Origin of the sequence: Chryseobacterium sp. S0630 (assembly GCF_024158915.1) — a bacterium.
Taxonomy (GTDB): Bacteria; Bacteroidota; Bacteroidia; order Flavobacteriales; family Weeksellaceae; genus Chryseobacterium.
Genome location: NZ_JAMZGF010000015.1, coordinates 1 through 21222 on the forward strand (window position 1 = coordinate 1; position 21222 = coordinate 21222).

19 protein-coding genes and 1 tRNA gene are annotated in these 21222 nt (G+C 33.5%); 3 read left to right on the forward strand and 17 right to left on the reverse strand.

What is annotated here, in order from left to right:
• A partial coding sequence (locus tag NK356_RS08875; protein WP_253316766.1) for a GEVED domain-containing protein occupies window positions 1-804 on the forward strand: 804 nt, incomplete at its 5' end.
• Between the two features lie 770 nt (window positions 805-1574).
• Here NK356_RS08875 and NK356_RS08880 read toward each other — a convergent pair.
• The gene (locus NK356_RS08880; RefSeq protein WP_253316767.1) at window positions 1575-2393 is read right to left on the reverse strand and encodes a redoxin domain-containing protein; all 819 of its coding nucleotides are present in this window, start codon (window positions 2391-2393) and stop codon (window positions 1575-1577) included.
• A gap of 164 nt (window positions 2394-2557) precedes the next feature.
• Here NK356_RS08880 and NK356_RS08885 point away from each other — a divergent pair, with 164 nt between their 5' ends.
• Together NK356_RS08885 and NK356_RS08890 are read left to right on the forward strand one after the other, a co-directional pair.
• Window positions 2558-3946, forward strand: coding sequence for a sensor histidine kinase KdpD (locus tag NK356_RS08885; RefSeq protein WP_253316768.1), 1389 nt, complete (start codon window positions 2558-2560; stop codon window positions 3944-3946).
• Window positions 3939-4619, forward strand: a complete 681-nt coding sequence (locus NK356_RS08890) for a response regulator transcription factor (protein WP_253316769.1) — start codon at window positions 3939-3941, stop codon at window positions 4617-4619. Before NK356_RS08885 ends, NK356_RS08890 begins: the two co-directional genes overlap by 8 nt.
• A gap of 62 nt (window positions 4620-4681) precedes the next feature.
• Here the strand turns inward: NK356_RS08890 and NK356_RS08895 are convergent, their stop codons facing one another.
• The 16 genes from NK356_RS08895 to NK356_RS08970 form a co-directional block, all read right to left on the reverse strand.
• Complete coding sequence (locus NK356_RS08895; RefSeq protein ID WP_253316770.1) at window positions 4682-5119, reverse strand: DoxX family protein; 438 nt, start codon at window positions 5117-5119, stop codon at window positions 4682-4684.
• Window positions 5120-5179: 60 nt separating this feature from the next.
• A complete protein-coding gene (locus NK356_RS08900) occupies window positions 5180-5923 on the reverse strand; it encodes a DUF2063 domain-containing protein (protein WP_253316771.1) in 744 nt (247 codons plus the stop codon).
• The gene (locus tag NK356_RS08905) at window positions 5913-6749 is read right to left on the reverse strand and encodes a DUF692 domain-containing protein (RefSeq protein ID WP_253316772.1); all 837 of its coding nucleotides are present in this window, start codon (window positions 6747-6749) and stop codon (window positions 5913-5915) included. The genes NK356_RS08900 and NK356_RS08905 overlap by 11 nt, the downstream gene beginning before the upstream one ends.
• Window positions 6750-6826: 77 nt before the next feature.
• The gene (locus NK356_RS08910; RefSeq protein WP_253316773.1) at window positions 6827-7141 is read right to left on the reverse strand and encodes a hypothetical protein; all 315 of its coding nucleotides are present in this window, start codon (window positions 7139-7141) and stop codon (window positions 6827-6829) included.
• A gap of 976 nt (window positions 7142-8117) precedes the next feature.
• Complete coding sequence (locus NK356_RS08915; protein ID WP_034697100.1) at window positions 8118-8837, reverse strand: carbonic anhydrase family protein; 720 nt, start codon at window positions 8835-8837, stop codon at window positions 8118-8120.
• Window positions 8838-8892: 55 nt separating this feature from the next.
• A complete protein-coding gene (locus NK356_RS08920) occupies window positions 8893-9528 on the reverse strand; it encodes a peroxiredoxin (RefSeq protein WP_034697098.1) in 636 nt (211 codons plus the stop codon).
• Between the two features lie 48 nt (window positions 9529-9576).
• Complete coding sequence (locus tag NK356_RS08925; protein WP_253316774.1) at window positions 9577-10596, reverse strand: T9SS type A sorting domain-containing protein; 1020 nt, start codon at window positions 10594-10596, stop codon at window positions 9577-9579.
• Window positions 10597-10985: 389 nt separating this feature from the next.
• Window positions 10986-11930, reverse strand: coding sequence for a hypothetical protein (locus tag NK356_RS08930; protein ID WP_034697097.1), 945 nt, complete (start codon window positions 11928-11930; stop codon window positions 10986-10988).
• A gap of 210 nt (window positions 11931-12140) precedes the next feature.
• On the reverse strand, window positions 12141-12467 hold the full coding sequence (locus tag NK356_RS08935; protein ID WP_034697096.1) for a hypothetical protein: 327 nt from the start codon (window positions 12465-12467) through the stop codon (window positions 12141-12143).
• A 13-nt stretch (window positions 12468-12480) separates the two neighbouring features.
• Complete coding sequence (locus tag NK356_RS08940; RefSeq protein WP_034697095.1) at window positions 12481-12918, reverse strand: transposase; 438 nt, start codon at window positions 12916-12918, stop codon at window positions 12481-12483.
• Window positions 12919-13043: 125 nt separating this feature from the next.
• Window positions 13044-14321 carry a hypothetical protein gene (locus tag NK356_RS08945; RefSeq protein WP_253316775.1) on the reverse strand — a complete coding sequence of 426 codons (1278 nt, stop codon included), beginning with the start codon at window positions 14319-14321 and terminating at the stop codon, window positions 13044-13046.
• 85 nt (window positions 14322-14406) lie between these two features.
• Window positions 14407-15093: a hypothetical protein gene (locus NK356_RS08950; RefSeq protein WP_253316776.1), complete on the reverse strand. Its 687-nt coding sequence runs from the start codon at window positions 15091-15093 to the stop codon at window positions 14407-14409.
• Window positions 15094-15656: 563 nt separating this feature from the next.
• Window positions 15657-15728: transfer RNA gene (locus NK356_RS08955), tRNA-Arg, on the reverse strand.
• Window positions 15729-15801: 73 nt separating this feature from the next.
• Window positions 15802-17565 carry a TonB-dependent receptor gene (locus NK356_RS08960; protein WP_253316777.1) on the reverse strand — a complete coding sequence of 588 codons (1764 nt, stop codon included), beginning with the start codon at window positions 17563-17565 and terminating at the stop codon, window positions 15802-15804.
• A gap of 35 nt (window positions 17566-17600) precedes the next feature.
• The gene (locus NK356_RS08965) at window positions 17601-18092 is read right to left on the reverse strand and encodes a hypothetical protein (RefSeq protein WP_253316778.1); all 492 of its coding nucleotides are present in this window, start codon (window positions 18090-18092) and stop codon (window positions 17601-17603) included.
• A 3-nt stretch (window positions 18093-18095) separates the two neighbouring features.
• Window positions 18096-21059 carry a tetratricopeptide repeat protein gene (locus NK356_RS08970; RefSeq protein WP_253316779.1) on the reverse strand — a complete coding sequence of 988 codons (2964 nt, stop codon included), beginning with the start codon at window positions 21057-21059 and terminating at the stop codon, window positions 18096-18098.
• Between the last annotated feature and the right edge of the window lie 163 nt (window positions 21060-21222).

The window sequence follows — 21222 nt, forward strand, 5'->3', positions numbered from 1 at the left end:
TATACTGTAACAGGACTTTCACCAGCAACTACGTATTCTTTCTCTGTGAAAGCAAAAGATGCAGCTGGAAATGCTTCGGTGTCAAGTAATACAGTGAGTGTGACAACTCTTTCTGGAGGAACTGTTACTTATTGTTCTTCTTCGGCCTCAAATACAGCAGATGAAAGAATCGGAAATGTAACATTTGGATCTATCAATAATACGTCTACAGGAACTGCAGGATATGAAAACTTCACTTCAGTTTCTACCAATGTTACAAGAGGAAGTGCTTATACCATTTCCATTACTCCGGTTTGGACTTCTACAAAATACAGCGAAGCTTACGCGGTTTATATTGATTACAACGGAGACGGAGACTTTACAGACAGCGGAGAACTGGCATGGACAAAAGCAGGGTCTAAAACAAGTCCGGTTACAGGATCTATTACAATCCCGGCTACTGCTACAGTGGGATCCACAAGAATGAGAATAATGATGAAGTACAATTCAATTCCTACTTCTTCATGTGAGGCAGTCAATTTCGGACAGGTAGAAGATTATACCCTCAATATTGTTTCTTCCGGAAAAGGAGATCTTCATAGTACGAAAGATCTGATCACCGATGTAAAGCTTTATCCAAACCCTGCAAGAGATATACTTTATATTTCCAATACAACTTCTGAAGATTACAAAATCTTCGATATGGGTGGAAAACTAATCGATTCAGGAAAACTACAAAGAGGGTCCGTGAACGTAAGCAACCTTATCAAGGGTGCTTATATGATTCAGATTGGAGAATCTTCTAAGAGATTTGTTAAAAATTAGGATCAACATTAAGTATAAATCATTTTTTATTATACAAATTCATACATACACATGGAAAAAGGATAAGCACAAGCTTATCCTTTTATATTAATAAGTAAAAAAAACTGATCTGTAATTTTATAATACTTTTACTTATAATATAAGAAATTACCATCATTTTCACTGGCGATGAAGAACAGACTGCAAAGCCAATAAGCATCTCGCAGAGCCACAATAAAAAACGCCACATGTGTAGTTTTATAACTACTGATTTTTCACTTTACAATCATAACTATTCAACTAAATTTACAGCTGTAAAAAATCACTTTTGTATTAATAAAAGAATAATTTTATAGATATTTTTTTTCACATCAGATAGTCACTTTGGGTTCAAAAATAGTCTAACACAATCTTCAAAAAATCTATACATGAAACTCATCTTATTAAGTATGGTTATATGTCTCAGATAAAAAAGAACCCAAAGGCCTATTAAAACTGATCTGTATACTTCATCAATAAAAGTCCCAAAGCAATGCTTTGGTTTTTATTTCGAAAATATTTAATGAGTTTTTGATTGAGGCTTTTAGGATGATCTACTAAAGATTACCTGGGTTTAATAACATTTTTATTTTTGATGCCATACAGGTTTCAGAAAATGGAGCTCCTTTTACCATGTATTTTAATATAGATGAATCTCCCTACAATTCAACCCCAACATCCATCTCTATCTCATCAACAAGGGAATGCCAGCTCAACAGAGAACTAGCATTCCTATGGTAATCTAACAAATATTATTTGTTTAATAATTTTTCAATCACTTTATCCAAATCCTCTATGGTTGTTGGCCCGAATCCACTTGCGTAATGGGCAATTTTTGACTCTTTATCAATAATGAAATGCGTTGGAAAAGAATTAACATGATATAAATCTGCTTTATTTTTACTTTCCGCAATGATATTGTATTTAAATGTCTTTGTTTTTAAGAACTCATCAATTTTTGATTTTGGATTTGTTGAAAAACCAAGAAAAACAACCTCTTTATTTTTATATTTTTCAACCAATTCATTGAGTTCAGGGATTTCCATCAGACATGGCTTGCATTCAACAAACCAAAAGTTCATCACTATCACTTTCCCTTTAAGATCAGCCAGAGAATATTTTTTTCCGAATATATCAGTAACTGAAAACGGCATTGCTTCTTTACCTATTAATGCCTCGCTAGCTATCCTGGCCTCTTCTCTTTTCTTTTTTCTTTGTTTAAACATTTCTTTTTCTTCTTCAGTTGCTTTTCTTAATACAAAAGCTTTTAATTCCATACGATCATCAGCATAAGGATCAAGCTCATAATCACCAGAGCTCATTTTCTCCCCAAAATCTTGTTCATTAAGCAACACATGGTCTTCAGAATAAGTAGGTGTGGTTTTAGGATTGATCATGATTGGTCCATTAGACTTAATATCTTTAAAGGAAGCCTTTTTCAAGCCTTTTAATGGGTCTGTATTTTTTACGGCAGCATTTTCTTTTTTTACCTCACCCATTTGTGCGGTAATAGTATTAGTGCTTACAATTAGAATGAGTACAATTGTAATGATCCAATTTCTTTTTGTCATAATATTTGTTTTTTTATTAATTTTAAAAAATGTCATGTTGCTTAATTTGTAAATCTATTATTTGATAGTTCAAAGGTAAATACGCAAGTTTTAACCTAGTGATAACTAGTGTTAACGTGTGTTAACGCAGTAAATAGTATCCCTATAGATGTTATTTTTGATATATGAAATTACTTTTCCGAAACAATATTGCCCTGTATATAAGTCTTATGGTTTTAGTTACCATAAGTATTCAGGTTTACTGGAACATTCAAAACTATAAGACGAATAAGCAGCAAATTTTGAATACGGTACAGAATGCATTAGAAAATAGTATCAACAACTATTATAATGATAAGGCAAGATCAAATATGAACCCTCATATTGTAATTAAAGCACAGCGTATTTCCAACGAAATCCAGCCTAACAGCAATTCAGACACCATTTTACTGTATGAAAAACCGGAAAAAGAAAAATATCTTATATTTAATGATTCCATCAATCCCAGCAGAGATTCTCTTTTAGACAGTAAAAAAATAAAGTTTTTGGCAGAAAAAACACTTATGTCCATTAGAGAGATCAACATAGATCTCAAAAAGCTATCCAGATATCTTAACAGTGAATTCAAAAATAAAAATCTTGACTTTGACTATGCACTTCTTTATCAAAGGAAAGGACAAATAGCTTCTAAATACAATAACCCGGGAAATAGAGACTTTGTTTTTTCAGTATTGTCCAAATCGTCTTATTTGCCTCCTCAAAGTGAACTCAAAATTCTTTTCCCTGATATATTCTTTAAAACACTAAAAGTGGGGCTAACCGGAATTTTAATTTCTTCTATATTTTCTTTAAGCATTATTTTGTGTCTTTTTTATTTGCTTTCAATTATCCAAAAACAAAAGCAGTTAGCCATCATAAAAAATGACTTTATCAGCAATATATCACACGAGTTAAAAACACCCATTTCGGTAGTAAGTAGTGCCTTGGAGGGAATAGAAAAATTTAATACTGACAATGAACCGGAAAAAACAAAAAAATATGTGACTATTTCCAAGCTGCATTTATCCAAACTGCATCAATTGATTGAAAGAATTCTGGAAACATCTGCACTGGAAAGTAATGAACTTCACTTACAAAAGTCAAATACTGAAGTTATAGATTTAGTTACCCATATTATTGAAAAATTTAGTATCCACACTAAGAAAAAGATCACAATGAACTCTTTACAGTCCTATATCTATATTCTTATTGACCGTTTTCATTTTGAGAATGTAATTTCCAATCTTATCGACAACGCTATTAAATATGGTGGCAATGAAATAATAATTAATATTGAACAGGATGATAAAAGTTTAAATATTGAAATTTCAGATAATGGCAATCCGATAGAGAAACTCCATCAGCAGAAAATTTTCGATAAATTTTATCGTATCCCACAAAACAATATTCATAATGAGAAGGGATTCGGTATTGGATTATATTATGCTAAAAACATTATTTCAAAGCATAACGGAACCCTTGAACTTATAGCAAAAGAATTAACAACTTTCAAAATTTCTATCCCAAATGGATAACAAAATAGATCTATTATTGGCTGAAGATGAAGCTACTTTAGGCATGATTATAAAAGAAAGCCTGGAAACCAGGAATTTCTCTGTCACACACTGTCAGGATGGCCAACAAGCCTATGATCATTATATCAGTAAAAAGCCAGACGCTATTGTTCTGGATGTTATGATGCCTAAGAAAGATGGGTTTTCACTGGCAGCTGAAATTCGAAAAACAGATAAAACTACACCTATTATTTTTTTAACCTCCAAATCTCAGGTACAGGATGTCTTGAATGGCTTTCAGTGTGGAGGAAACGATTATTTGAAGAAACCATTCAGTATGGAAGAACTTATTGTGCGTATTCATGGGCTTTTAAACCGCATTCCTCAAAAAATGGATGAAAGTAAATTCAATATTGGAATTTACTGCTTCAACTATACCAAACAAACCTTACAATACGATGATCTTATTTTTAATCTTACCTACAGAGAAGCTGAGGTTTTAAGACTACTTTTGGAACATAAGAATGAGATTGTTGATAAATCATTTACTTTACAACAAATATGGGGTAAAGATGACTTTTTTAATGGTCGCAGTTTAGATGTTTTCATTTCCAGAATCAGAAAAAAACTATCGCATGATCCATCTATTCAGATCATCAATGTAAGAGGCAGAGGATATAGACTTATCAGCTAACTTTATTTTTTAGCTCTACAAATTTTTCAATTGAACTTTTAAGAAATCTGAAGAAAATAAATTTAATTTTTAATCCTGTTTAATTTTAAAAATTGATCTAAGCTGTATTTTCCAGCACCAAAAGATAAAAGCGTAAGGAGCATCAGAATATAATATAAAGGAATTTCAAAACCATTATCACCAGCTTCAAAACCATTCTCCCAATGTACAGTAACAATGGCAACAATCATCGTAATAATCAAGGGAATTGAAATCCATCTGGTAAGCAGACCTAAGGTCAATAGAATGACGCCCAAAATTTCTGTGCCAGTTGCTAAATAAGCATTAAATAAAGGTAAGGGGATATTGATACTCTCAAACCAGGCTGCAATACTATCAATATCCTTAACCTTCATCATTGCCGGATTAAAAAAACCGTATGCCAGTACTAAACGTAAAGCCAATAAAACAAAATCTTGTATTTTATAAGACCTGTTAATTATTTCTTGTATTTTTTTCATAGATTTGATATAATAATGTTTAGAAAAGAAGATGGCAACACTTCTTTATTAAATTAAATGCTACTTATTCCGATATCCTAAAAAAAGTGTATTCTGTAATGCAAACTGTTCAAAATCATGATATAATTTCATCACTTTTTCTCCGTCGTTATCGTACTTGGCAAGCAATTCTATGAAATCTTTTCTGCTAAAACAGCCTTCGTTAGCTTTTAAAATAATTTCCACAAAAGGATAAGAGAGATTGTTGAAATGTATTTGTTTGGTATAAAAGTCCCGATGGACAGATACAAAATACTGGCCTCTGTCTTCTTCTGTAATTTCTTTCACATTTTTTAAATGAATAGGATATTCTGTAGATAAAATCTTAATTTCCGGATTGGGAATAATTTCATCTTCCTGCAATTTTTTTTCTATGCTGAATTCATCAATGGGCAAATCCTCCATCATAAAAACTTCAATCTCCAGCCATTCATACTGTAGAAGCGTAACAAGGAAAGGAAATTTTTTCTTAAAAGGGAAATTGTGCTGCTGATAATAATCTGAAAACTCCTGTGGAAGTTTCCACACCTGAGGAGTTTGACATTTGTGGTGTTCAAAAAAATATGATACCATTTTTTTCCATCTTCTTTTACCGATTAATTTCCTTGTCATAGGAAATGCTCTTTTCAATGTATCTTTTACCACATTATATACCAGCCTTCTGTAATGAAATGTATGCGCCTGAATACTGGTTTGTGGTTCATCTAAGCCGGTCCTGCAATACAAGGCAAGATCCGTTTGAAGGGAAAATGTTTTATTGTGCATTTACAGCAGTATATTGAGGTTTTAGGATGTCATTTTTGATCACTCTCAGCGTATCAATTTCATGTTGTAAATTTTCCAGTTCCGGAATATTAAAATCTCTTTCCAAAAGAACAGGCACATCTTTATTTATTTGCCCTATAGCCCATCCAAATAAGTCATACACAGGATCAATGATATCTCCTCCGTGAGTATCTATAATTAAATATTCATTCACTTGATAGTGGCCCGCCATATGGATATATTTCACCTTATCTAAGGGCATTTTCTGGATAAATTTCTTCGCATCATACGTATGATTGAATGCATTAACATATACATTATTTACATCCAGTAACAATTCGCAGCCAGTTCTGTTTACAATTTCATTGATGAAATCTTCTTCTGACATTTCAGCTTCTAAAACAGTATAATAGCTTCCATTTTCCAAAATCAATGGCCTTTTCAAAATATCCTGAACCTGAAGAATGTTTTCAGAAACCCGCTCTATTGCTTCTTGGGTAAAAGGGATGGGCAATAAATCGTACAAATGGGCATTATCCACTTTAGAGAAGGTAAGATGTTCGGAATAAAGTACAGCCTGAGTGTCTTCCAAAAACTGCTTTACCTTTTTCACAAAATCCTTATCTACTCCTTCCGGACTGCCTATAGAAAGAGATAGTCCATGACAATAAAGCGGGTATTTTTCCAGGACCTGCTTTAATTCCTGTTTCCAATATCCTCCGACTCCTAACCAGTTTTCAGGTGCTACTTCTACAAAATCAGGTCGCAAAACATCCGTATTCAAAAATGCTTTCGAGAATTCTTTTCTATATCCAATTCCTACCATAATTTTATATTTTACTTAAGTCTATCTACTTAAAAAAATCGACAGACCTATTGTACAAGTCTGCCGATTCCAAAAAATTATTTAGATGATGTTGTTTTTTTAGTTTTTTTGGTTTCATTCTTAGTTTTTTTACCTCCACATTTCCCTTCACCACACTTTCCTTCTCCACATTTCCCTTCTTTAGTTTTGGCTTCTGTTTTTTTACCTCCACATTTTCCTTCAGAAGTTTTTTTACCTCCACATTTCGCTTCAGCACTTTTTTCTGTTTTACCTCCACAGGCCGCCTCTGTAGAATGTGTTTCCATTGATTTCACACTAGCAAAAGTAGTGTTGGTTCCTAATGTAAATGCTCCCAAAGTCAGAGCTCCTAATAAAATTGCTGGTTTTTTCATTATTTAAATTTTAAAAATTATGTAGCATTATTGCTTCTTATATATTAATACCCGAAAACATAAAAAATAACCCCAAACACTGAACAGCACTTGAAAAGACATAACCATCTTTAGAACTTTTGATTTTCAGTATCAAGATTGATTTCTTCTGTATCGTTTATTTGATTATCCTATTATTACGAACAAAAATTGGGATGATATCTCAGTATATTGATGAAGCTGGCTATGTTGATTCAATACTGAGTTTACATAGCCAGTTCTCCCTAAAACCAAATACTATTTTATTTTTTTCATCTCATCCCACTCTCTTATCCCCTTGCCTCAGATATGTTCTTAAAACACGAATAGAGGGAGGTATCTGAGGCCGATAAAGAAAGGGGAAATAAGATTTATGATTTTTCTTCTTCAAAATAAAGAAAAGTGGGTGTTGGCATCCATTGATGCTTTATATTTTTTCATCTCCATTTGCCTGCACATTAATAGAAATAATTGACTTATTTTTCATCATGTATTTGTATTTATTGGGTTTTATATCTAAAGCTCTATTGCATACATGCTGTGAGTACTACTAGTGCTTTTTTAGATACAAAGTGAGAATTAATCTGTATTTTCAATATACCAACAATTATCTTGTTTTTATCTTGGTATAAAAATTATAAAGATGAATTCTTATTTTGTAAAAGTATGATATTCAATTATCTTCAAAAAAAATATTCTGTAGATATAAATCGTTGGGTCAACAAAATAATACTACTTAATTGTAGCTAATAAAGGTTCACTTTGTAAATATTAAATTGTCATAAAAGTTTAATTAAAAAAATAAAAAATCCGAAGAAACTAAATGATTCTCCGGATTAAATATTGCCTAATTTTATGTCAAACTATTTTAGGACAAAATACCTCATTCATAATCTCTTCAAATAGATAAGAAAGAAAAAACCACTTACAATCTAATTTAACAAATTAGCAGACTGAATTATTTTATAAACTCCAATGTTCCATCAGTAATCCTATAAAACGCTCCCACAATTTTTATCTGTCCTTTATCTTCCATTTCCTTAAGGATTGGACTTCTTGTTCTTATATCTCTGAGTGCTATTCTGACATTATTTTCAGAAACGAATTTTACAAAATCATCATTTTTTGAGCTTTTCTTTCCCGTATAGTTTTGACTTATATTCACTGCTGGTTTTATTTTTGAAAGCATCGCTGTCATATTACCCAACTTAACATCGTCAATTGCGCCTTTTATAGCTCCACAATGTTGATGCCCCATTACAAGGACAAGTTTGGCTCCTGCTACTTTACAGGCAAACTCGATACTTCCCAATAAATCTTCATCCACAAAATTTCCAGCTACTCTTCCCACAAAAACATCTCCTAACCCCTGATCAAAAATATCTTCCACGGGCACACGGCTATCTAAGCAACTTATAACTACTGCTTTCGGATACTGACCTGTCACAAGCATCCTTGTTTGCCTCGTATGATCTCTCATCGTTACAGTTCCATCTTGGAATCTTTTATTTCCTTCAATGAAATCTTTCAGAACCTCTTCACCGGTTAACTTATTCTGTTGCTCTTTTGTCATTACATGAGAAGAAATCTTTGATTGAACCTCTTTATTTTCTGATTTCTTACATGAAACTGCCAATCCACATAGCAGACTTAATAAAAGTATTTTTTTTCTATTCATAATCAGATGTGTTTTTTAATTGATCTTTACATCCAGCTACCTCAGCAATAGTCTATTATTTATCAGGATGTGGCGTATATCTTAAATAAGGCTTAATTTCTCTAACTCCTTTTGGATATAATTTTCGGGCATCCTCTGTAGAAATGGTGGGAGGAATAATTACATCATCACCATCTTTCCAATTAACAGGAGTTGCAATCGTATATCTATCCACTAACTGTAAAGAATCTAAAACACGCATTATTTCATCAAAATTCCGTCCTGTAGATGCTGGGTAAGTAATAATTAAACGAATAATCTTATTGGGATCAAGTATCAACAAAGAACGAACTGTTGCTGTTGTGGATGCTTTGGGATGAATAAAATCATAAAGCTTTGAAACAGTAAGATTATTGTCAGCAATGATGGGAAACTGAACACAAGTCATTTGCGTTTCATTAATGTCTTTTATCCAATTCTGATGTTCCTCTACTCTATCAACACTTAGTGCAATCATTTTGGTATTTCGTTTAGTAAATTCCGATTGCAACTTAGCTGTCATTCCCAGCTCTGTAGTACATACAGGAGTATAATCTGCAGGGTGAGAAAACAAAATCCCCCATGAATCCCCAAGGTAATTATAGAAATCTATTTTACCAACAGACGAATCAGCCTGAAAATTTGGGGCAATATCACCTAATTTAATTGTCATAATTGCTTTATTTTTAAAACTGTTATTATTTTATACTATTGTAAAGTCTTATTCTTTGATCAACTTTAACTTTTCTGATTTCCCATCTTTATTGGAAACTTCAATAAAATAGCAGGCTCTTGGAAGCGCTGATATATCAATTTTATCAGGAGTATTATTAAACCTTTTCACTAATTTTCCCTCAGCTGTATAAATGTTCACAGAAGATTGTGTTCTTGTTTTTCCAGCCAAATGAATAACATCATGTGCTGGATTAGGATAGATTTTAAAATCTTCCTTTGGCGTAAAATTGGCAGTAGATAAATAAACTTCACCTAGCACCTGCGTATAGTCAACTGACTGGTTAATATTAAACAGGGGAATCTGAACAACTCCACTGGTAGAGTTTAATAAAGGAAACTTATGGCTACCATCATAATAAGAATAGGTAATATTTGTAATGACTCCAAGGGGTGCTAAATAAGAAGTATCAAAAGAAGAATATAAAATGAAACTTTGCACTGATCTGACTCTCAAAACATTATTATACACTTGTGATCCTATCATTAATGTTCCGTAAGCATCACCAGAAGTTGTAATTGTTCCTTTAAAAAGTCCGGATGCTAAGGATGAAGAGAATGTTCCGGCAGCGGTATCTGTTGCAGCATCTGTGATTGTAGATTGATAAGCAACAGGATATGTTATAAAGGTTCCGCTATCAGAATTAAAATTTAATGTCGCCTGTGAAGTTACTATTCCAGTTATTTCAAGTTTTGAAGCCGTTGACTTATAAAATACAGTATTTCCCAAACTATTCATTTTTATAGTTGATCCAGGATAAGTTATAAGTTCTGCAGGTGTTACTGCTGCATATGAGGTAATACTTAAGGGCCCTTGTGTTAAATTTGCATTATTGAAAGTTGCATTATTTCCAATTGCAGAATGATCTGGCACTCCATTGGCTGTATAGTTATTCACTACATCTCCTATGATTGGATCGTTAAATGCTTTAGTAATTGCTGTAGTTGTTTGTGCTGGAAATAGGCTAAAACCACCTAAGAGAATTCCAATAATTTCTTTTGTCATCATTCTTATTTAAATAGTATTACTTTCTTTGAATTAGGTGTCAAAACTATTTAAAAACTGATGCATTGAATAATTTAGCTCGTAGACATTACACTATAATACTGTAAATATTAATTGCAGAAATAAATAAATACTATAAGAAAGCTTTAAAATCTTAGATATAAAAAAAGCGCTGAAAATTTTCAGCACCTACTTTTTTAATATGATAATAGTATTCTTTTATTTTTTAGGAAAAATACTTTTAAATAAATTAGAAAAAAATTACCACCAAAATTTTCTATTTATGATCGTAATATCATAAAGCCTTTTAAACAGGCACACTACATTTACATTAGTGTTTAATTATAAAAACAAGGAAACACACAGGAGGAAGAGCAAATCTTTAGTCCCCATTATAAAGTATCTATCCATTTATATAGATCTGTATCAGAAGATATTCTGAATGATTTTCTAAGTCTGCTTTTTCTCGTCTGAACGGTACGCACCGAAATACAGTTGTATTCTGCTATATCTTTTGTGGTGAAACCAAGCTTGAGAAGAGCACAAAGTTTAAACTCCTCTGCTGTAATCTCCGGATTTATCTCAGTAAGATTGTCATATAAATTGGGAAATGAAGATTTCATTTTGGGTATAAAAGCAATATCATCATTCATGGCAAATTTCACTAGATTTTCCAGATCCATATCATCTTTTCTGTTGAGCTTTTCACGCATACTCGCCATTATTTTTTCACCACGAAGAACCTCTTTGTATAGTTTTAAAATCATAAAATGCTTTGACAGGATAAAATAGCCAAGAATCCCAAACCATATAAACACATTGATAAAAGCAAAGAATCTCTGATTTTTTGAAAATTCTAAATTTTCCACTCCCGCAACCCTGAATATCCTAAAATCATAATAATGGCTTATTAGAAAAAGAATAAATGCAGTAGCAAAAACAATGATAATATACCTCGAAGTTTCCTTTGTATTAAAAATAAATAATGATGTATTAAGAATCAAAAAATAGTACAATGACAAGCCGTTTCCAAAACCTGATGTGGATGAAAAATAGAAAACCAGCAGCATAGAAATCTCCATAACGATAAGGCATACCAAAATATTTTGACGGGCCCTTGTAAAAAAGAAAAGAAAAAGGAAAATTCCTCCCAGCACAAACAATCCCCAAAAAAAGTTACTAAATCCAAAAAGTAAGTCTCTCAATCCGTTCAAAAGCAAAACAACCCCGATAGAAAATGCAAACAAATTTAATCGCTGAGCATCGATACGCTTAAGCATATCCGTGTCAGGATCAATATGCAGGTTTTTTATATAATTAAATATTTTACGTGACATTACTAATAAACAATTGCTTAAAAGATAATAATTATTCATATAAAAACTAATACTTTCTAATTATTTCTAAAAACAACACAAACAAAAAACAATAAGTTTTTAGGCATACAGAAAACGAGCTTCTTTTCAGGCCTCCTACTATTATCTTTGGTATCTCTCATAGCTAAAAAGCTAACATATTTTAGGCTCATCTATTGTTATGACACATTTCTAGATTAAAAATTTTTTTCTCCATTTGGTTACTGTATTACGACTTAGTTTAAAATGGAAGGCAAGTTGGATATTGTTGAGTTTATTTTTTTTCTGATAATCAAGTATACTAAGTATATCTTTTTTTCTGAATGAACGATGTCTCTGACTGGCAGCAAAAGTTTCTTTGTCCGGAGTTCCAAAAATTTTTTCGTTAAGTTCCATAATATCCACAACAGATAAGTTTTCTTTCTGTAATAACCGTTGGCAGGAATCTCTTTTTTCCGGAAACTCTTTTACTATGATGTCATTATAAATTCTTTTATAATCGGGGATTAATTTTTCCATAAGATGTTTATATTTAATTTTCTTCGCCTTTATACTTCCATATCCATTTATACAGCGTTGTTTTCGGAATTTTATAATGTTCTATTACTTCTGTTTTTGACATTTCTCCCGACTCTATTTGTCTCAGAATAAAATCGATGATTTCCTTTGTGTAAATATTTTTACGGAACTGGGGTAAACCCGTTTTTTTATTCTGTTTATGTTCCGTGTTTTTACCTGCTATTGCAGGAGCATATAATATCAGATGTTGTGAATACAGCCTGAAAAAATCATATTCTAATAGTTTACTCCATTTCAACAGATTTTCTATTTCTATGCTTGTAGCCTTGTACATTATTCTTATTTCCTGCTCTGTACATTTCATAAAACTACAGATACGGGATAGTTCTATACCGCAGTCTGCAACTTCTTTTTCAATCAATGGTCCTATTGGAATCTCTTTAAAATTCATTAGTCTGTGTTTTTACAATCGTTTAATTGAGGGTATTTTATAAACCGGCAGACGGAAATTCATCTGCCGGATACAATGAACTTAAGGTGCTTTAATCTGTTCTATTTTTATACTTTCATATCAAATCAATAGGCAGACATTCTTTGCGCAGTCATGAAGACACGTCGGATGTTATTACTGGGATCAGTATCATTTAAATTATCTACAGAAACAAACACTATTATTCTGTACCAAATTCCGTCTACAAGTAAATCTACTGTTTCTATCTCCTGAGAATTATCAGATCCAGTCCTATCACCAGAGGTTGCAGTAATCGCTGTTGAAGTACTATTCATATTGTCTCCCCAGTTAAGATAAAGTCCGTCATCTGTTTGCAGGTAACCGCCCGGAGCGAGTAAAACATTAGCACGGCGATAATTATTTACACTCGATAAGGCAGAATACCAAACTTTAATATTAGAAGCAAAAACATTTACCAAACGAGGAACGTAGGTAACTCCTCCGGAACCTACATTGGAACTACTGGTAAAACTAAGATCCAATCTTATCTTTTGTCCTAAAATAGCATCGTAAGTACCGCCAATATATGTACTCAATAATCCTACATACGTCGCTGGTAATGTATAGGTAAAGAACTGGTATTCTCCGGGAGCAAGTACTTTTCCAAGACCAACTGTTGCACTACAGCTTTGTCCTCCGATTGAAAGAGGAAATGTTGTTGTATTTGGACTGGAAACCGTTGGTGTCCCGGAAATAGTATAGTTTAAAGTACCAGAGCCTTGTGCAAAATTACCCTGTTGAAGAGTTGCAGTAAGTCCATTTACAGGTCCTATAGTTTGTGCAGCGTATATTCCTCCATTTCCTCCTTTATAGGGAACTGACATTGTACCTGCAAAAGGAACACCACTGGTATAGGTAAGCGGCTCAAGAGTAGCATTTGTGCAATTCAAAGTACCTATTGTACCCTGCTGTAATGAGCGTCCATCCAAGGGTTTCCATTGAGCTCCGTCCCAATAGACATATCCTTTAAAGGTAAGGGCAGCTGTTCCTAAGTTGTATACCAATAAACCAACTGCAGGACTATTAATTGTAGCCGCATCGTCATACGCTGTTAAAGCTACTCTTGGACCTAAAAATCCTTTTTGACTCCCTGATGCAAGCTGGCTTACATTAAGCTCCAAAATAGCAGATGCGTCGGGAACTGCACCAATACCTGTAGCCCCTGATGAGGTTACGATAAAATCATTTGCTAGTTGTGCTGCTGTAGGAGTTCCTGTGACTGCATTGTTTTTACCACCATCAATATTGAAAACCCCTTGTGGATTTTGCGTATTGACGCCTACTTGAGCGAAAGTTGATGAGCCAATTGCCAAGGCAAGGATTGTATAAAATTTATTTTTCATTTTGTTTGATATTTTTGGAAAAAGGAAAAGAGTCTTGTAACTCTTTTCCTGAGTTACTATATTTTGAATTTGTGTTTCTGTTATTTTAGTATAAAATAGATTTAAAAAAAGGAGGAGGCCGAATCTGTATTCCCGTTAGAAAAGCCCTTTTGTATACCACTCTTTTGAGAGCCTGTTCTGGAAAAACCTGATTTTTGTATAGGGCAAACATCTTATATTTAGTCTGTAATACCCCTTTTTTTTCTTTAAAAGTGTTAGTTATGATAATAGCAATATCTTCTGATTTATCATAAGAAATGATATTGGAGCTGTTATTTTCTGTTATATAAATTTTCTGTTCAGAAGTCGATTTCAGTGCTTTTTTTGCTGCTTTTTTGCTGTCAGCTTTCTTTACTGTTTTAGCAAAAAAGGTCTGTTGTGATTTTGATAAAGAAGAAAGCTCAACCACTTTGATATTGGAAATTTGTTCCGGATGATATACTGTAGTGAAGTCTTTAATATATAATGAAACCAGACTGTCTTTTCTTTCTTTCAGAAAAAGAATACTGTCTTTGATATTGAGATCGCAGTCTTTTCCAATGTATAATTGAGCATACATATTACAAAAAGAACATAGCAAAAGAAGCATACCTGATGCCTTTTTCAACTTATAACTACTGTTCTTAAAATACATTTTCACCTCATCGGAATTGAGTGGTAAAATTGATCTTATTTTAAGCTGAAATAAAGAAATAATATACGCTACAGATACCTTATCAATACGCTGCAGCATACGACATAGATACCATCAAAATGGACATAATTATTTTAAAATATTGATTTTGATATAATTATAGTGATAAAATATATTTTCATTCTGAACCTATGATACACTCTTAAAGATGATATCAACAACAGAAGTTCTCTTGTTGATTTCTACATTGACCTGGCAATATATTATAGAAACGTCTAATTCTATATTGAAAAATAATCCATAAAAAAATCCCCAGATCTCTCCGAGGATAAAAAAAACTAATAACCATGAAAACTCAAATAAAAAATGAGTCTGTTGTATGGTGCAATTTATAATGATACATTAACAATAACAAAACATTTCTGTAGATATAAATTATAGTTGTGTAAATTTTGTTTGTAATATTTCTCAATATTGTTTGATGTTCCTAGGTGTTGTTGAGATAGTAAATCTATGAAAGAGAAAGGAATTACAGATAACGACAGAAGAATGACAATAAAAAATAAAGATTATAATTATCAATAAGGCATGAGCCATTATTATGAATTGGGGCTATTTTTGGGGGTGAAATAAAAAAATCGCCCTATTAATAAGGCGATTTGTGACCGCAGAAGGATTCGAACCCTCACTGTCGGAGCCGAAATCCGAAGTTCTATCCATTAAACTATGCAGCCTATTCCAGGTAGCAGATGATAGGAATTAGATAATAGGTGTTGAGCCTTTTAATTCTATCCTATATTCTACCTTTTAGAAAGTAATTTTCACACCTCCCAGAATCTGTGCACCCAGGACTTTATATCCTTTGTACGTCTGGTATTTTGAGCTCAGAAGATTATTTCCGAGTGCGAAAATACTGAAATTTTTGTGAATTTTATACTCTGCAGAAAGATTTAAATCAGCATAACCACCCACTTTATCATTCGTATTCTCCGTAGATTGGAAGATTACATTCGGAGCACCTACTCCTTCAATCGCATAAGAGTTTGTCGTTCTGTCACTTGCAAAGATCCCTTTGAATCCTAGCAATAACTTCTTGTCAAGCATTGTATATTTTGCCCCGATGCTCGCATTGAATAAAGGAACGTTATAAATGTTGTCGTAGTTCTTAAGATCATACTTCGTAAACCTTAGCTCCCCATCAATAATCAGATTAGCCAATGGGAAATACTGTACACTACCTTTAATATCGCTTACATTTCCGTCATCATAAACAGCAGAGAATGTATTAGCAAAATTATATGCGGAACGGTTAACAGATGTATTATCAAAAAGGCCATTGGCTTTAAAGAACATAATATCTCTCATCTTTCCATAACCTGCAGAGAAGTCGTATTTCAACGTTTCATCGATATCTCCTCTCAATCCTACATAAAAATGATATTTCGTCTCTGTTGGCTTTAAAAACTGGTCAGAAAGGATGAATGGATTCGTCTGCAGCATATCTCCATAAGTATTCAGCTTCAGACCTCCGTCTACCCCTCCGTAGAATTTAAATTCTTTTGCCGCAGCAAACTGGAACTCCGCCTGCGGGAACCAATATGTTTTATTGTTTTTTTGCTGTTCTAATTGATCATTGGAGTTTTTAGCATTCAGGAAAGAGAATGAAGATCCTAATGTCAAGTAAGAATCTCCTTTTCTGAACGTCACTTTCGGAGTCAGGCTGGTATTGAAGAAATTGGAAGAATTTTTATCTCTGATCGCAAAATCTGTCTTCACCGCATCTAAACCTACTCCAAGATCTGCATTCAGGTTGATTCCTGATTTTCCTAATTCAACCGCATGTTTAGAGAAATTGGCAAGGATGGAAACCTGGTTTTCTGAAGCATCAAAATGATCTTTCAGGAATGATGATTTTACCCTTACATCATTTAAGATTTCATTGGAATAAAAATCATAGTATCCGTTTACTTTAAACTGATTTACTTTTTGTTTCAGATCAAGTTCACCGGTAGGCTGCATAGCGTAGATTCCATAATAATTATAGCTGTCTAAACCATATTCAGCATTAAGGTTAAATTTCCCCTTTTCACCATAAGAGTTTAAGAAAGCTCCGATATTAGCCGAAGTCTGCCCGGATTTCCAGTCGTAATCTTTTTTAAGACCATTCGTGGAAAGAACATGAACATCTGCACCTACTTCAAGCTTATTTTCAAGAGTTTTTGAAACGTTTCCGTCTACCAGAACTTTCCCGTAATTACCCATTCCAAACTGGAAATAGTTATTCTGAGCCGTTCCGTCAAATTTTGGAGCCACATCTTCCCCCTGAATGGTTGAAGTTTTGAAGTCTGAAACAGCAGGAACATCCGTGATGTTATACTTCACAGGAGTCTGCGATTTCTCTTCCGGCGGATAATTCTTGATGGTTTCCACAGAAGTTTTCTTCTTCTCAATCTTCTTCACTTCCGGCTCTCTCTTTTTGTTAAGAACCAGTTTTTCCTCCTTGATCTGGGAAAACGCCACCGACGAGAACCCTAAAAATAATATGGATAATAATTGAATTTTCTTGTTCATATTTTCTTTATTTGAAAAAAATATATAACGGGCTTTTATTTATTGGAAGCAATGTAGTTGCCTAATAAAGCTTTCCCTGACTGTTTTGTAAAAGTTCTCCCCAGTCTGAATATATTAAACAGCCAAAGGCTTTGATAAACTTGTAATTTGTATTGATAATTTTTCGTTGTACTGTTCTCAGCTACATCATAGCTATAAGAAATATCATACGGAAATCCTGAAGGCAATAATCCAACGGTGAGCATACTTCCAATCATTGGTTTTCCGCAGGGAGGAGTACGCGTCGTCATGGGATGCAGCGTGATCTTAGCTGCATTAGTACTGTCTTCTACAATTTCATAAATATCAGAATGTTTTAAAATTTTAAATTCTTCCCCAAGATCCTTATTCACCACAAAAGCTTTTTGCTTTTTGAAATCAGCTTTTGCATGGTTATATTCCTTTGGATATGCACTGTATGAAGGAATGCAGCTCCAGAGAGAACCTGAAATTAAAAAAGAATATATGGCAACTTTAAACACCTTCATTTCTTATTTCTTAATCTGCTTTTTAACTTCTTTAGCTTCTGCTACGATCTCAGGGAAATCCTTGTAGTTCGCAATGATCTGATCACAGGTATAACTTGCCTGATAGTTGTCTTTCAGACCGATATAGTTTTTCGCCATCAATACCAACGCTTTTGCTCCCCAGAACTCTTCCGAAGCATAGTTGTTGGCAAGCTTAAAGATTGTTTCATTAGATGACTTGAAAGCTTTCCCTTTGTTCTGATAATACGCTTTAGCATATAAAGCTTCTGCAGCTACCGAAGTATTGGATGATTTTTCAAGGGAAACATAAGCAGCTTGTGCCTCTTTATCTTTTCCGGAGTTCATCAGACTTCTTGCCTTGATTACTTTCGCAGTTTCAATAACGGCTGCTGAGTTTTTAGAATTAGCAATGACAGCATTGGCTAATTTTTCCGCTTCAGAGAAATTATTTTCTTCCGCATATAGTTTCATCAACTCTACATTCGCATAGTTTTTAATGCTGATATTGGAAGAGTTTTTAATGCCTTCAAGGTACTTTTTAGCTTCTGCAGTATTCCCCTGTGCAATAAAGATTTGAACTAAACGAGTTTGTGCATCATCCTGGTAATCGTTCTGAATTCCAGCAACTTCCTGAAGCACAAGTAAAGCTTTAGTTGAATTATTAGTCTGATAATAACTTTCTCCTAATTCGTACTTAGCCTGGTACAATCCTTCACCTGTCGGATTCTGTGTCAGATACTTTTCGTAGTAAGAAATTGCATTCTTATAATCTTTCTTCGCGAACAACTGCTTTCCTGTAGATAAGTTGATTTCATCAATTTCAGCAGCATCTACATTCACCCCAATATTTCTCGCGAAAGTTTCATATCCTGAAACATCACCGTTTTTCGTGAAGATAGGTTTAGCAGCCTGAACAACTTTCTGAGCATACGCTGTATTTTTATACTGCTCACCCAGAGATTTCAGTTCAGAAAGCGCTTTATCATTCTGATTCTGGTCGATATAATTCTGTGCTCTGTAGATAGATGCGTTTGCAATCAGATCCTTGTCAGAAGAACCTTTGATTACTTTTCCGAAATAATCATTAGAGTTTGCAAAATCATCCTGAGCAGCATAAGCCGTTCCTATTTCGTATTGAGCATCATCGTAATATTCGGAATCCGGATATTTTGATAATAGGTTTTTAAGGTTGGTAATCTTTGCCTGTGTATCTCCTTTGAATCCTAAAGCCATTGCTTTTTGGTACAAAGTATAATCCGTAGCATCTTCATTTTTATCATAAATGGCAATCGCTTCGTTCAGGTCATTGTTTGCATAATGAATATCTGCAAGACGAAGTTCTGCATCATTTTTAAATTCCGGTTTCGGATTGGCAAGATATTGTTTGAAATACGTAGCAGCCTGATCAAATTTCTTGGATTTAAAATAAGCATATCCTAAATCATAAGGCAGCTGCTGTTTTTCAGGGAAGTTTTCAGTAAGAAGCTTTTCATAACGTACAATGGCAGAAGGATAATTTCCTTTCTGGTAATACACCTGTGCCAGCCAGTATAAAGCTCTGCTGTTGAATTCTTTATTGATATTGAAACCAAGACTTCTTAAGAAATATTTCTCCGCTTCATCATAATTTCCTTTATTGAATTCTTCAGTCCCCAATAAATAAGAAACCTCCTGATCTACTTTGTTGATCTCAGGAGTCGAGCTCTGCAATCTGTCAATCGCATTCAGCGTTTCTTTATAGTTTCCGGAATACAGATAAGATTTCACCAATAATGACCTCATTTCTGTGGCATTGGCTCCATTCTGATTTTCGTTGATATAACTTTGGATGACCGCAGAAGGACTTTCAAACGGGTTACCGATATCATAACTTAATTTAGCGTACTGCTCATGGGCCAGCTTTTTCACTTTCGCATCATAATCCATCTGATAAGAAGAACGGAATGCAGAAAGAGCTTCCTGTTTTTTATCTACAGCCAGATAAGCATTTCCTAACTGATAGTAAGCATTTTGAGCCAAAGCAGAATTGCTGTTCAAAAGCTGGTTGTAATAAGAAACCGCTTCATCATATTTTTTAAGCTGTGCAGCCACAAATCCCATCTCATACAAATCGTTTTCTGATGGATTTTGCTGTACACTCAGATAATCTTTTAAATGTGGGTAGGCAGAAGTATAATCATTCTTCATGAAATAACTCTCCCCAATGATCTTATGAACTTCTGCTTTATAAGAATCTGAAATATTTTCGTTTAACAGAGCATTTCCTTCCGTGATCGCCTGATCGTAGTTCTTATCATTATAATACATCTGCACATAATAAGGACGTACCAACTTGGAGAACTTATCCTGATCCTTTATCGAATCAAAATACTGGAAAGCTTTATCACTTTGTCTGTTGCTATAATACAAATGCCCAAGCATATAAGCAATATCTCCTTTTTGAGACTGATCTGCTGTTTTATAAGCCTCTTCAAGGGCATCAGTTGCTCCTTTAGAATCGCCCGTCATGAATTTGGCATATCCAAGCTTAAGAATATACTGGGTATTTTCCTCCTTCGAAAGCTGATACTGATTCACTTTTTTCAAAGTTTCCAGTGCTTTGTCGAAATCTTTTTTTGCTAAATAGTAATCTGCCAACGGAAGATTAGCCTGCGCAAAATAAGCAGAATTAGGATATTCTTTCATAAAAGCCGTTAACCCATCTTCAGCATGATTTTTCTGAAGAATCACACCAATTACATTATCAAAAAACTGCGCAGCTTCTTTTTTCGAACGGGACAAATTCTGATTGTAGAAGTATTGTCTTGCGTATTCGTATTGAGAAGCATTGTATATTTTAGTCTGATAAAGATTTTCGGCTAGATTGAACCTGTAATTTTCTTTCTGGGTAAAATATTGAGACTGTTGAGCATCGGAGATTCCGAAATAAATTACAGCAGCCGCTAAAAGTATTTTTTTTGATTTCATTCTTCTTGATATAAGAAAATTAGTCTAAATAAGTTAACGAAAATATTAAAAACTTATTGTTTAAGCAAGTTTTAACAGTGTTAATGGCTGTTAATTCTTATTTCATAACAATCTAAATTTTCTCACCATACAATGATAAAATTTACTACTTTCGTTTGATAAA